The following is a 13,221-nucleotide window of genomic DNA, read 5'->3' as shown; positions in this document are numbered from 1 at the left end:
TAAACGCGATTCAGGAAGGGCAATCAAACCGGTTCGGGGTATCATCATGGACTATATCAAAATCAAGTTCGGGGGCAATTTCGATCCCACCGGCCAGGGCTTGGGGAAAACCATTCAGGAAATCTTCAGGCCGCGGCCCGTCAACCCCATGTTTTCGTCTCGCGAGCACCTCTGGACTCCGCAGATGGACATTTTCGAAACCCCGGAAGAAATCATGATCTGGGCCGAAATTTCCGGTGTGGAAAAAGACGACCTCGACTTGGAAATCAATTCACGGGCCGTCAAGATTTCGGGTGTCCGGCGGGAAATGACGCGGGTGCCAAACGGAACCTACCGCCTGGCCGAGATCCAGTACGGCCGCTTCGAACGCATCCTCTACCTGCCGTCTCCGGTGGACACCGAGGTGGTGTCGACCACCTACACCAACGGTCTGCTGACGATCCGAATCGCCAAGCTCAAGCTCGACAAGGTGCACAAGATTCACATCAACGAAGAGTGATGCCCTGCTGCCCGCGGACCAATTTGCTGTGCGAACTGTGAGATTTAGAAATACGCCCTTTAAGGAGAGCGTCATGAAAGATAGACAACCGTCCCTGGATTATAATACGGAAAATATTCCCAAGTTGCTGCCCATCCTGCCGTTGTTCGATGCGACCCTGTTTCCCAAGATGGTCCTGCCCCTGGTGGTGATGAAAGGTGAATCGGTCACCCTGATCGACGAAGCCATGGCCAAGGATCGCATGATCGGCCTTCTCGTAGCCAAAAAAAAGGAGAACCTCAAACCCGATCCGGAAAGCGGCGATCTGGCCAAGGTGGGCACGGCTGCGCTGATCCTGAAGATGGCCAAAACCGAAGACAACCATGTGCAGCTTCTGGTACAGGGGCTGAGCCGCTTTCACGTGAAAGCCTTCGAAAAGGGCAAGCCTTACCTGGTGGCCCAGGTGGAGACCTTTGGCGACACCGACCACGACAACGACGAAACCCAGGCCCTGATGGCCAATCTGATCAAGCAGTTCGACCGGGTGGTGCAGCTTTCTCCCGGCCTGCCCCAGGAAATGGGATCCATGGCCACCTCCATCAAGGAGCCCGGCACCCTGGCGGACATGGTAGCCTCGACCATCAACTCCTCGGCCGAGGAAAAGCAGCAGGTCCTGGAGACCCGGGACTCCACCAAACGTCTCAAGCTGGTCACCAAACTGGTCCACCATCAGCTTGAAATCCTGGAGTTGGGCAACAAAATCCAATCCCAGGTCAAAGGGGACATGGACAAGCGTCAGCGGGAGTACTACCTGCGCCAGCAGCTTAAGGCCATCAAGGAGGAGCTGGGAGAAACCGACGAAGCCTCGGTGGAGCTGGACGAATACCGGACCAAAATCAAGGAGCGGGAGCTTCCCGAAGAGGCCGTCAAGGAGGCCGAACGAGAGATTGACCGGCTTTCGCGCATGCACCCCTCTTCGGCGGAGTACACGGTGGCCATGACCTATCTGGACTGGCTGACCGAACTGCCCTGGAACACGAGCACCGAAGACAACCTGGACATCAAAAAGGCCCGCAAGGTGCTGGACGAGGACCATTTCGGACTGGAAAAGCCCAAACGCCGGATCATTGAATACCTGGCGGTGAGAAAACTCAAACCCGACTCCAAGGGACCGATTCTCTGCTTTGCCGGTCCTCCGGGTACCGGAAAGACCTCCCTGGGCACCTCCATCGCCCGGGCCCTGGGCCGCAAGTTTCACCGCATCTCCCTGGGCGGCGTGCGCGACGAGGCTGAAATCCGCGGGCACCGGCGCACCTATGTGGGCGCCCTGCCCGGCCGAATCATCCAAGGCCTGCGGCGGGCCGGCTCCAACAACCCCATTTTCATGCTGGACGAGATTGATAAGGTGGGCTCGGATTTTCGCGGCGACCCCTCTTCCGCCCTGCTGGAGGTGCTGGACCCGGAACAGAACTTCTCTTTTTCCGACCACTACCTGGACGTGCCCTTCGATTTGTCCAAGGTGATGTTCATCACCACGGCCAACGTACTGGATACCATTCCTTCGGCCCTGCGGGACCGGATGGAGGTGATCCAGCTTCTGGGCTACACGGAAGACGAAAAGGTCAAGATTGCCGCGCGCTACCTGATTCCGCGCCAGCGGGAAGCCCACGGCCTTGCGGCCCGCCAGATCAAGATTACCACCGGCGCCGTCCGTCGCATCATCTCAGGCTATACGCGCGAAGCCGGACTGAGAAATTTGGAACGGGAGATCGCGACCGTCTGCCGGGGCGTGGCCACGGCTATTGCCGAAGGCGAGATCGAAAAAGCCACCATCAAGGTGGACGACGTGGCCGTATATCTGGGGCCGGTCAAGCTGCAGTCCGAAGCCAAGGCCCGCATGACCACCCCCGGCGTTGCCATGGGACTGGCCTGGACGCCCACCGGCGGCGACCTGCTATTCATAGAAGCCACGGCCATGAAAGGCAAGAAGGGCCTAACCCTTACCGGCCAGTTGGGAGACGTGATGAAAGAGTCGGCCACCGCGGCCCTGAGTTTTATCCGGGCCAACGCCAAACGCCTGGGGGTTGACGAGGATTTCTTCGACGAGCACGACATCCACATCCACGTGCCCGCCGGCGCCATCCCCAAGGACGGCCCATCGGCCGGCGTCACCATGCTCACCGCGCTGGTTTCGCTGCTGAAACAAAAGACCATCAAGAAAGATCTGGCCATGACCGGCGAAATCACCCTGCGCGGCCAGGTACTTCCCGTGGGCGGCATCAAGGAGAAGGTGCTGGCCGCCCACCGAGCCGGCATCAAGACCATTTTGCTGCCCAAGTGGAACGAAAAGGATCTGGTGGACATCCCCCAGAAAGTTCGAGACGACATCCAGTTCCACTTCATGGAGAAAATGCTGGACGTGCTCAAGATTGCTATCCAGTGATCAGTGAACGGTGAAAAGAGGATCTGTCGAGGGATCATGATCAAGGAAACGGGACAGCGTGGGATGACTCGTTGCCGGTGTTGGGTGCTGCTGCTGGCAGCGGCAGGACTATTTTTCCTTCAAGCCTGCGCTTCGACACCATCTTCGCCGCCGCCTACCCCCAAAGGACATCCCAAGCCCTATCGGGTGAACGGCAACTGGTACAAACCCATACCCCATGCCAAAGGCTTTACCCAGCAGGGCATTGCCTCCTGGTACGGCAAAAAATTTCATGGCCGCAGGACCTCCAGCGGCGAAGTGTACGACATGTACGCCATGACCGCAGCCCATAAAACCCTGCCCCTGGGCACCTGGGTACAGGTACGCCGCCTGGACGACAACCGCCGGATTGTGGTGCGGGTCAACGACCGGGGTCCTTTCGTCCACGGCCGGATCATCGATCTGTCCTATACCGGCGCAAAAGAACTGGGCATGGTGGGTCCCGGCACGGCCAGGGTGGAAATTACGGCATTAGGCGAGCGTCGCGAAACAACCGAGGGTGAGACGTTCGTGCCGGTGGATTACTATAGCGGCCAGTTCACCTTCCAGGTGGGGGCCTTTTCCAACCGCGACAACGCCGAACGTCTGCGGGCCAAACTGGAGCAAACCTTTACCAACGCCCACGTGGTTCCCTATGACCGCGGGGATATGGTTTTCTACCGGGTCCGGGTGGGACGCTGCAACGACCTGGAAACCGCCGACCAATATGAACGGCATCTGGCCCGTAGCGGGTATCCGGATGCGTTCATTGTCGCTGAGTAAATTCGGCGAGTGTTAAGTGGTAATTTTTAAATGCTAAGCGAAGGTATCCTATCGATCTTTTAGAAACGATCCGATCCACAACTTAATCACTTAACACTTAACACTCTCTTTTTCCATGTACTCCTGGCCATCATAATTTCTAAATGCCCAAACTTCTGCCAGACATCACCACCGTTTTTCTCGACCGCGACGGCGTCATCAACGTCGATTCCCCCGACTACATCAAAAGCTGGCAGGAGTTTCGCTTAATTCCTGGCAGCCTTGAGGCCATCGCCCTTCTCACCCGAGCGGGCATCGCCGTGATCGTCATCACCAACCAGTCGGCCGTCAACCGCGGCATGATGTCACCGGAAGCGCTGGAAACTATGCACCGGCGTATGTGCCGGGCCGTGGCCGACAGCGGGGGGCGCATCACGGACATCTTCTTCTGCCCCCACCGCCCCGACGAAAACTGCGACTGCCGTAAACCCAAACCAGGAATGCTCCTGGCCGCCCGGGACCGCTACGGGATCGACCTGGCATCGGCGGTCATGGTGGGCGACAGCGAAAAAGATATCCTGACGGGACAGGCCGCAGGCTGCGGCGCCACCGTGCTGGTTAAAACCGGTAATGGTGAAATGGCCATACAGTCCCTGGCCCGAAAGGGAGCCTTCCCCGATCACGTGGCAAACGACCTGGCCGCAGCCGCGAACTGGATTCTCGATCAACGCCATGTCTAAGAGCCCTGTCCCGGATATCACTCTCAGTGGCCGAATCGAGAGAATTACCTATTACAACCGAGAAAACCACTTCACCATCGCCCGCCTGCGAACCGATGAAAACCGCCGCAGCATCACCATCAAGGGCACCATGCCCGATCCCGGCGTCGGAGAATCCATCGAGGTCTACGGGCGATGGGAGAACCACGCCCGCTATGGCCAGCAGCTCAAATTCTCCGCCTTCCGCGAACTTTTACCTGCCACGGTGGACGGCATCCGCGGCTATCTGGCATCGGGCTTCATCAAAGGAGTGGGCCCCAAGCTGGTCGAGCGCATCATCGGCCATTTCAAGGCCGACACCTTGACGGTGATCGAATCCGAGCCGGCGCGCCTCACCGAGGTTGCCGGGATCGGTGAAAAGACCGCTAAACATATTGCCGAGGCCTGGCAGGCCCATCACGCCGCCCGGCAGCTAATAGGGTTCCTGGAAAAAATCGGCGTTGACACCATCCATGCCGCCCGCCTGCTGCGCGAATACGGGTCGGACGTCATCGACACGCTGTGCAACGAACCCTACCGGGTGGCCGAGGATATCCCCCGCATCGGCTTTGGCATTGCCGACGCCGTCGTGCGCCATGCCGACACCCCGGTGGACGAAACCGACCGCGCCAAGGCCTGCCTGATCCACCTCTTCGAGCAGGCCGTGGATCGCGGGCATGCTTACATCCCCCGGGACCGGCTGCTGGACAAATGCAAGGAAGCCTTCGACGTCGGAGAGCAGACCGCCGCTCAAGCCCTGGATCATCTGGTGGGGGAAGACGAAGTGGTGATCGGAACGCCGGCGGCCGATATGGACGCCCCGCCGGTATTCCCCAGGCAGCTTTACCAGGCCGAAATCGCCGTCGCCGGCCGCATCGCCGCCATGCAGTCCATTCCCCCGGCCGCTCCGCCGCCGGACAGCGACCAAATCGCCCGGGCGGTGGTGGACCGACTGGCCATCACGCTTTCCGAACAGCAGGAAGCCGTCCTCAAGGGAATCCTGGCCCACAAGGTATCTGTGATCACCGGCGGACCGGGCACGGGCAAGACCACCCTGATCCGTGCGGTGACCGCCGTCATGAAAGGGTTGAAGCGCCGGGTGCTGCTGACCGCGCCCACGGGGCGCGCTGCCCGAAGACTTTCCGATGTCACCGGCAGGCAGGCCGTCACCCTGCACAAGGCCCTGGGATACAACCTGGCCGACGGCTGTTTCGAACGCACCGCGGACGATCCGCTGAAGGCCGATGTGGTGGTGGTCGACGAGGCCTCCATGGTGGACGTTCTGCTCATGGCCAGTCTGATCCGGGCCGTACCGGTGACCGCCACCCTCATCCTGGTTGGGGATGTGTTCCAACTGCCGCCGGTGGGCCCCGGCAACGCGCTGGCCGACCTGATCCGCTCGGAAACCATTCCCACTTTCGAATTGAACGAAATTTTCCGCCAGAACCGGCAGAGCCCCATCGTGGTCAATGCCCACCGGGTGCGCCGGGGCCAGCCCCCGGTGATGGACCCGCCCGACGATCCGGATTTGCCTTCCGAATTCTATTTTCTGGAACAATCCAACCCCGAAAAGGTGGTGCAAACGGTGGTCAACCTTTGCCGGGAGGAAATCCCCCGCCACTTCAGGCTGGAACCGATCCGTGAAATCCAGGTGCTCACCCCCATGCACCGCGGTCCGTTGGGCACGCTCAACTTAAACCGGATGCTCCAGGAGGCCCTGAATCCTGATGCTGCCCAGGTGGCGGTGACGGGCAGCCGCTTCAAAGAGGGCGACAAGGTAATGCACCTGCGCAACAACTACCGCAAGGAGGTATTCAACGGAGACATCGGCATCGTGGCGGGCATCGATCCGGAAAACGAACGGATCGAAGTGGATTTCGACGGACGGCAGGTGCCCTACGATTTCATGGAAATGGACGAACTTTCCCTGGCCTACGCCATCAGCGTGCACAAATCCCAGGGCTCGGAATATCCCGCGGTGGTGATTCCCCTGCTCACCCAGCACTACATCATGCTTCAGCGCAACCTGCTCTACACGGCCATCACCCGCGGCAGACAATTGGTGGTCCTGGTGGGTACCACCAAGGCCTTGGATATTGCCCTGAAAAACGACCGGCCGCAGCAGCGGCGCTCCATGCTGGCGGAACGGATGAGGTCGGAGGTCGGAGGACAGAAGACGGCGGTCGGATGACTGAGGTCGGGGGGATTATGAGGGACGATGGATGATGGACTGAATTGAAACTCGGGGTTGCCCGGTGGCGAAAAATCACAATACTCAAGCACCAAATTCCAATTAAATCACAATAGCAAAAATCCCAAATTCCAATTCATCTGTCGCCGACCTTGTTTGAACGTTGGATATTGGGATTTATTTGAGATTTGGCCTCTATTCAGGCAGTCATGACCCGTTAACGTCAACCCTGAACCCACCCTTACTGATCACTATTTCCCTCTTCCGATTTCACCGGAACGGGAAACTTGAAGAAATGAATTCCCTCGGATTTGAGGGTCTCTTCCTCTTTGGGGGTGCTGACTCCGCGGATATTTCGGGGCTCGGTCACGCCGTAGTGTATCTTGAGCGCCTCTTCGGCAAAATCGGCGCCCACATTGTCGAAATTGTTTTCCACGTATTCGACAATCTGTTTGCCCAGAGCGGCGGCATCCACCTGTCCGTCGGGCTTCATCGGGATCGTGCTGGACGCACCCTTGATGGCGAATGTGGAGGGCATTTTTTCAATGGCCGTGTCTTCGCAGACCGGACATGCGATCAGTCCCTGCTTTTTTTGCCGATCGAAAGCCCGGCTGTCTTCAAACCAGCCTTCGAACTGGTGTCCCTGGCTGCACTGTAGGTCGTACGCGATCATTTAGCTTTCACCTGCCTGTTTCTGTTACACTTTTCGAATTATCACAGGGGGGTGCGGTTTGAAAAGAAATTATTGACAGAAGCTCCTTTTTCAACTCAAAATGGCATCGTTTTTTTTGCAGCATCGATCTACCCATGCTGCAACTTTTAAGAATCCTAAACCAAGATGGAGTGTGTATCGGTTATGAAAAACCTGAAAACACGATTCTGGATGATTCTGACTGGCCTGCTGGTCCTGCCGGCAATCGCTGCGGCGGAGACCGTTTACGTGTCCGAAAACTTTGAAATTACCATGCGCACCGGCCCCGGAACCGAGCGCAAGATCATCTCTCTGGTACAAAGCGGCAAAGCGTTGGAAATGATCGAGAAAGGCGAGGAGTGGTCCCTGGTAAGGGCGCCCAACGACAAGGAAGGATGGGTGCTCAACCGCTACCTGACCACCAGTCAGCCCAGCGCAATGGTGCTGGAAAGGGTCCGCCAGGACTACGATGTGCTGTCCGCCAAGTACGATGATCTGAAGGAGAAATACCAGGCGCTGCAAGACCAGAAAAAAGTGGCCGACGCCGATCTCTCCCAGAACAGCCAGGACCTCAGCGAACTCAGCAAGGCCTATGAGGACCTGAAAAAGGAGTCCGCCGACTTTTTGAAGCTCAAGAGGCAATATGAGAAAACGGCGGCCGATCTGGAATCGGAGAAAAACCGCAGCGCAGAACTGGATACGGAAAATATGCAGATGAAACGCAACCGGATCATTCAGTGGGTCTGGACCGGCGGCGGGATCATGCTGTTGGGTTTCTTCCTCGGCCTGTTCAGTTCCAGCAGGAGAAAGCCGAGATCCTCGCTGTACTAGCAGATGAACCCATTACAACCAGTCGCATTCGGAAGGTTTCGTAAAATGTTCGAGATCAAGGCCTGCGAACCCCGAGGAATGAGGCGTATTGTCGATACTCCGCAGTGACGAGGGGTGAAGCGTAACGCTGATATCGAACATTTTACGGAACCTTCCATGGATATACAAACCGATTTTCTTATAATCGGCAGCGGCATCGCCGGACTGATGTACGCCCTCAAAGTGGCCGACAGCGGGACCGTGGCCATCGTCACCAAAAAGCAGGCCGTGGACAGCAACACCAACCTGGCCCAGGGAGGCATCGCCTCGGTTTTCGGCCAGCAGGACTCCTTCGACCTGCATATCCAGGACACCCTGGAGTCCGGAGACGGGCTGTGCAATGAAGAGGTGGTGCGCCAGGTGGTCGTTGGCGGCCCGGAGCGCATCCGGGAACTGATGAACATTGGCGTCAGCTTCAACACCGACGACGCAACGGATGCGGCGGACGGCACCGCCTTCGATCTGGGCCGGGAAGGCGGGCACTCCCACAACCGCATTGTCCACGCCCACGATATGACCGGCCGGGAAGTGGAGCGGGTGCTGCTGGAGCGGGCCCGGCAGCATGGCAACATCCGGTTTTACGAAAATCACATCGCCATCGACCTGATCACCTTTTCCACGCGGATCAAACGCGGACTGGTCACCACCACCCATGAAGATTACTGCTGCGGCGCCTATGTGCTGGACCGGCAGACCAAACGGGTCCAAACCTTCGGCGCCGCCATCACCCTACTGGCCACCGGCGGGGCAGGCAAGGTCTACCTGTACACCAGCAATCCGGACATCGCCACCGGCGACGGCATCGCCATGGGTTACAGGGCCGGAGCCACCGTAGCCAACCTGGAATTTGTCCAGTTCCACCCCACATGCCTGTTCCACCCGGCGGCAAAGAATTTTCTCATCTCCGAGGCCGTGCGCGGTGAAGGCGGCCGCCTGATCGACGCAGAGGGCAATCCGTTTATGCATCGCTACGATCCGAAAAAGGACCTTGCCTGCAGGGACGTGGTGGCCCGCGCCATCGACACGGAACTCAAGCGCAGCGGTCAGGACAGCGTCTTTCTGGACATCTCCCATCGGCCCGCGGACACGGTCACCAGCCGCTTTCCCAACCTTTATGAAAAATGCCTCTCCTTTGGCATCGACATGACCAAAGACCCGATTCCCGTGGTGCCGGCAGCCCATTACATGTGCGGGGGCGTGGTGACGGACATGTTCGGGCGTACGGACATCCGGCGTCTTTATGCCGTCGGCGAAACGGCGTGCACCGGCCTGCACGGAGCCAACCGCCTGGCCAGCAACTCCCTGCTGGAAGCCTTGATTTATGCCGACGCCGCTGCCCGCCAGGCCATCGCCGAACACGCCGGCAACCATGCGGACACTATCCCGGACATTCCGGACTGGGACGACGTGGGCACCATTGACAGCGACGAACAGATCATGGTGACCCACAACTGGGATGAAATCCGCCGCCTGATGTGGAACTACGTGGGCATCGTCCGCTCGGACAAGCGCCTGGCCCGCGCCCAGCGCCGCATCGACACCATCCAGAACGAAATCCGCGAGTACTACTGGAACTTCAAAGTCTCGCCGGACCTCATCGAACTTCGCAACATCGCCACCGTGGCCGAACTGATCATCAAGTGCGCCGACCACCGCAAGGAGAGCCGCGGCCTGCATTACAACATCGGCTACCCGAATAAGGACGACCGCCGCTGGAAGAAGGACACCGTGATTCGGCGACAGATTGTGGGATAGGATAAAGCCATCATATGTGTTAATTGCATAATGATGGTGTTGTAAAATTTAACGAATCCGATCCATCAATTTCAGTTTGGGCATGGGGTGGCTTTTGGACTTTACCATTATGAGCATATCCTAAAAAAAAGTGGGAATCTTTTTGTATTATTTTCCAATTTCCGCATGTAATACGCCACTACATGGAAAATTTTCCGCTTATCACCACTGCTATAGAAGGCAATCATGGCTTACACTCTAAAATTTAATCGCACGTTAAAAATCGTCGAACTTGTATTCTCAGGTCGGCTAACAGCGCAAGAATCCCGGGAAGCGACCTCTAAAGCCATCGCCTTGGGTAAAGAGTACGGCGATGCGGATGCTCTTGTCGATGCAATGGAAGTAGAATTGGACGTTTCGATCATTGATCTGCTCGATTTACCAGAACGCCTTTACGTTGAGGAAGAAATGAACCGCAGAATCCGAGTGGCAGTTGTTTCTCCAAGACTGCCTAAAAAGCAAGGAGATGTAAGGTTCTATGAAACTTCACTGCTGTCCAAAATAAATAGAAATCCGTGGTTGCTCTTTTAAATTTCAGTTGTTTAGGCGATCAAAAGCGCAAAGTTCAGAATCAGGTTCCCATTTTTAATTGGTGCTGTCCAATTCCCTTAAATGGAAGAGGATATTGGACAGACTGAGCCGTTCCAGGAAGGACATCGAACGGTTTGTCGATCCACTCCCATAAGTCCCTGTAAGTAAAAAGATTCCACCTGAGAAAAGCGACAAGGTTCGACAAAGACCAATTAAATCTGGATTTGAATTTGAGGTACTTGATCAACAGCATGGCAATTAATGCTGTCCAAATCTGGATATACAGCGCGTTCTCACTGGTTCCGACGAAGGTTTTCACCTTCAGGTTTTGTTTGAGTGCCTTGAAAAATGACTCTATTTCCCATCGGTCTTTGTAAATGGCGGATATTGTGGTGGCTCCAAATTCAAGATGATTGGTCAGCAATACGATCTGCCGCTCCTGCTCATTATCCCAGACCGTAACCTTCCGTAAGGTGTGGGGGCAATTCTTGCGAGCGTAATGGCCGTTAAACTGAACCAGTTCGTCGGCCAGAATGTTTCGATTGAAAGGTGGCTGACGTTCTTCAAGCACCGTGTAATCGGCGTTGCTCTTCAATCGGGTGACAAAGTAGATCTGACTTTCTGTCCAGTACGCATATAGTCGATAATCATTGTATCCTCGATCCATGGCGACAATGGAATGGGGTGACAGCGCAATTTTACGGGCGATGGTGACATCATGCTTTTTGCCGTTGGAGATATAAGCATAGGTCGGCAGATACCCGTCATGATCCAATAGCAAGTGAAGCTTGACAGCGCCTTTGGTTCGGCGGAATTTTGCCCACGGGAAAAGCGACAAACACAGCGAAATGGTCGAGCTGTCCAGAGACAGCAGCTTGTTTTTAAATCGGAACCGATGTCTGCCCGGACCGCCCATCTTGCAGACATCAAGCGTCTGGTAAAAAAGATCACGATACATTTGCCAGGGACGATGGGCATTGGCGTAGGAAAGCGTGGACTTGTTGGGTGCCTTTTTAACCCCCACATGACGAAGTTTCCCAAGGCAACAGGACAATCCACCACAAATTTCACGCAGACTCTTTGCTTGAGCGAGTTGACAGAAAAGCATGGCTACAAAATGATCCCAGCTGCTAAAACCTTTGGCGTACCGTTCGGCTTGATGGCGGAAGACCGTGTTGAAAAAATGTCCACGATGAAACAAAGCAACCAGTTGACTGAAAAGACTTGCATGTCGTACCATTGGTTTACCTCCTTGTTGCTGGCTAACGGTTTTTTGTCGCGATTAAACCATGCCTCACAAGGAGGTTTTTTTTCAAGATCTCATTGAATTACTTCCATTCGAAACCGTTTTTGGACAAGAGTGATGAAACTTCATGTTTGAATCGTGGATGGCAGGTACGACTCTGGCCGAATCGTGATGATGCAATTGAATGGCTGACAAGAGCCGACTCCTCTAACAAGCAGGATTAGTATTGGCTATTTTGGCTTAAACCGCTGATATAGAAGGTCCTCACGAAAGAGGCATTGAAGATATGCGTGTTGATGGTCTGCTGTTAATAATTTACGTGCTGATGGCGCTGGTGATTTCATTTCTCTGTTCAGTGGCGGAATCGGTGCTTTTAAGCATTACGCCTTCATATATCGAAGGGCAGAAAGAAAGGCGACCAGGTTATGCGGCACTTTTGAAACAACTGAGACAAGATAATGTGGACCAATCACTTGCGGCCATTTTGACGCTAAATACGATTGCACACACGGTTGGTGCCATCGGTGCTGGCTCCAAAGCGACAGCCGTATTTGGAAGCGCATGGTTTGGACTGTTTTCGGCCGTCATGACGCTTTTGATACTTTTTCTTTCTGAAATCGTACCTAAAACCTTAGGCGCCGTCTACTGGTCAAAACTCGCAGGTCCAACTTCGTATTTTGTAAATACGCTTATTGTGGTCCTTTATCCAATCGTATGGATTTCCGAGAAATTAACGAAGCTTATTTCACGTGGAAGGGACACTCACATTTTCAGTAAAGACGAATTCATCGCCATGGCCCAGGTAGGTTTGGAGACAGGGCATATTCGAGATAAGGAATCGAGTATTATCCGAAACATATTCCGATTTGAGTCGCTAAAAGTGGTTGATATTATGACGCCACGTGCTGTAATCTCCGCATTACCCGAGGACATGAAAATTATTGGCTCGTTGAAACACATTACCCAAACCCCTTTTTCTCGCCTACCGCTCTACGCGATGCATATTGACGACATAACTGGTTTTGTTCTTAAAGAGGATGTGCTGATTAACGCCGCCCAGAAGCAAAACGATAAAAGGCTCAAAGAATTGAAGCGTGAAATCCTTTTTGTTCCTGAGTCAATTTCGTTGATCGCATTGTTGGAGCGTTTTCTTAAGGATCGCCATCACATTGCTATAGTCGTCGATGAGCATGGAGGGACGGATGGATTGGTAACACTGGAGGATTTAATCGAGACGCTTATGGGCATGGAAATTATGGATGAAACAGACGATGTTGAAGACATGCGCGCTCTGGCGCGAAAACAATGGAAGGAACGTGCCAAGGCTATGGGCCTCGATGCTGATATTTTTAATGTAAGAAAGACCGAACGGGCTAATTTATCCGACGCAAAAAGCCACATGGTGATTAGCGTCGTTGTGTGCCAAATTGGAAAATAAA

The 13,221-nt window shown here is 55.2% G+C and carries 11 protein-coding genes; 9 read left to right on the top strand and 2 right to left on the bottom strand.

All coding sequences use genetic code 11. The features are described 5' to 3' along the window. The first annotated feature begins 46 nt into the window (after window positions 1-46). From GN111_RS30520 to recD2, 5 genes are all read left to right on the top strand, one after another. Window positions 47-499, top strand: coding sequence for an Hsp20/alpha crystallin family protein (locus tag GN111_RS30520; protein WP_155307372.1), 453 nt, complete (start codon window positions 47-49; stop codon window positions 497-499). A 73-nt stretch (window positions 500-572) separates the two neighbouring features. After that, a complete protein-coding gene (gene lon / locus GN111_RS30515) occupies window positions 573-2,921 on the top strand; it encodes an endopeptidase La (RefSeq protein WP_155307371.1) in 2,349 nt (782 codons plus the stop codon). A 36-nt stretch (window positions 2,922-2,957) separates the two neighbouring features. Continuing rightward, the gene (locus GN111_RS34255) at window positions 2,958-3,722 is read left to right on the top strand and encodes a septal ring lytic transglycosylase RlpA family protein (RefSeq protein WP_155307370.1); all 765 of its coding nucleotides are present in this window, start codon (window positions 2,958-2,960) and stop codon (window positions 3,720-3,722) included. A 143-nt stretch (window positions 3,723-3,865) separates the two neighbouring features. After that, complete coding sequence (gene gmhB, locus GN111_RS30505) at window positions 3,866-4,441, top strand: D-glycero-beta-D-manno-heptose 1,7-bisphosphate 7-phosphatase (RefSeq protein ID WP_155307369.1); 576 nt, start codon at window positions 3,866-3,868, stop codon at window positions 4,439-4,441. Continuing rightward, on the top strand, window positions 4,434-6,650 hold the full coding sequence (recD2, locus tag GN111_RS30500; RefSeq protein ID WP_170302536.1) for an SF1B family DNA helicase RecD2: 2,217 nt from the start codon (window positions 4,434-4,436) through the stop codon (window positions 6,648-6,650). The genes gmhB and recD2 overlap by 8 nt, the downstream gene beginning before the upstream one ends. A 241-nt stretch (window positions 6,651-6,891) precedes the next feature. Here recD2 and GN111_RS30495 read toward each other — a convergent pair whose 3' ends face one another. Then, a complete protein-coding gene (locus GN111_RS30495; protein WP_155307367.1) occupies window positions 6,892-7,323 on the bottom strand; it encodes a DUF1178 family protein in 432 nt (143 codons plus the stop codon). A gap of 183 nt (window positions 7,324-7,506) precedes the next feature. Here GN111_RS30495 and GN111_RS30490 point away from each other — a divergent pair, with 183 nt between their 5' ends. The 3 genes from GN111_RS30490 (at window position 7,507) to GN111_RS30480 (ending at window position 10,536) form a co-directional block, all read left to right on the top strand. After that, entirely contained in the window at window positions 7,507-8,172 is a 666-nt protein-coding gene (locus GN111_RS30490) for a TIGR04211 family SH3 domain-containing protein (protein WP_170302535.1), read from the top strand. A gap of 156 nt (window positions 8,173-8,328) precedes the next feature. Further along, the gene (gene nadB / locus GN111_RS30485; RefSeq protein ID WP_155307365.1) at window positions 8,329-9,966 is read left to right on the top strand and encodes an L-aspartate oxidase; all 1,638 of its coding nucleotides are present in this window, start codon (window positions 8,329-8,331) and stop codon (window positions 9,964-9,966) included. Between the two features lie 225 nt (window positions 9,967-10,191). After that, the gene (locus GN111_RS30480) at window positions 10,192-10,536 is read left to right on the top strand and encodes a hypothetical protein (RefSeq protein ID WP_155307364.1); all 345 of its coding nucleotides are present in this window, start codon (window positions 10,192-10,194) and stop codon (window positions 10,534-10,536) included. 40 nt (window positions 10,537-10,576) lie between these two features. On the opposite strand, the gene GN111_RS30475 is transcribed toward GN111_RS30480, so the two are convergent. Then, window positions 10,577-11,776 carry an IS4 family transposase gene (locus GN111_RS30475; RefSeq protein ID WP_155307363.1) on the bottom strand — a complete coding sequence of 400 codons (1,200 nt, stop codon included), beginning with the start codon at window positions 11,774-11,776 and terminating at the stop codon, window positions 10,577-10,579. Window positions 11,777-12,068: 292 nt separating this feature from the next. On the opposite strand from GN111_RS30475, the gene GN111_RS30470 reads away from it, so the two are divergent. Next, window positions 12,069-13,220, top strand: coding sequence for a hemolysin family protein (locus GN111_RS30470; protein ID WP_155307362.1), 1,152 nt, complete (start codon window positions 12,069-12,071; stop codon window positions 13,218-13,220). Window position 13,221: the final 1 nt, after the last annotated feature.

The organism is Desulfosarcina widdelii, from assembly GCF_009688965.1.
Taxonomy (GTDB): Bacteria; Desulfobacterota; Desulfobacteria; order Desulfobacterales; family Desulfosarcinaceae; genus Desulfosarcina; species Desulfosarcina widdelii.
This window is presented reverse-complemented; position numbering and strand designations above follow the sequence as displayed.

Excerpts from the sequence above, each read along its gene's own strand:
- GN111_RS30475 (WP_155307363.1), bottom strand. The coding sequence starts at position 11,776 with ATGGTACGACATGCAAGTCTTTTCAGTCAACTGGTTGCTTTGTTTCAT.
- gmhB (WP_155307369.1), top strand. The coding sequence starts at position 3,866 with ATGCCCAAACTTCTGCCAGACATCACCACCGTTTTTCTCGACCGCGAC.
- nadB (WP_155307365.1), top strand. The coding sequence starts at position 8,329 with ATGGATATACAAACCGATTTTCTTATAATCGGCAGCGGCATCGCCGGA.
- GN111_RS34255 (WP_155307370.1), top strand. The coding sequence starts at position 2,958 with ATGATCAAGGAAACGGGACAGCGTGGGATGACTCGTTGCCGGTGTTGG.
- GN111_RS30480 (WP_155307364.1), top strand. The coding sequence starts at position 10,192 with ATGGCTTACACTCTAAAATTTAATCGCACGTTAAAAATCGTCGAACTT.
- lon (WP_155307371.1), top strand. The coding sequence starts at position 573 with ATGAAAGATAGACAACCGTCCCTGGATTATAATACGGAAAATATTCCC.
- GN111_RS30495 (WP_155307367.1), bottom strand. The coding sequence starts at position 7,323 with ATGATCGCGTACGACCTACAGTGCAGCCAGGGACACCAGTTCGAAGGC.
- GN111_RS30520 (WP_155307372.1), top strand. The coding sequence starts at position 47 with ATGGACTATATCAAAATCAAGTTCGGGGGCAATTTCGATCCCACCGGC.
- GN111_RS30470 (WP_155307362.1), top strand. The coding sequence starts at position 12,069 with ATGCGTGTTGATGGTCTGCTGTTAATAATTTACGTGCTGATGGCGCTG.
- recD2 (WP_170302536.1), top strand. The coding sequence starts at position 4,434 with ATGTCTAAGAGCCCTGTCCCGGATATCACTCTCAGTGGCCGAATCGAG.
- GN111_RS30490 (WP_170302535.1), top strand. The coding sequence starts at position 7,507 with ATGAAAAACCTGAAAACACGATTCTGGATGATTCTGACTGGCCTGCTG.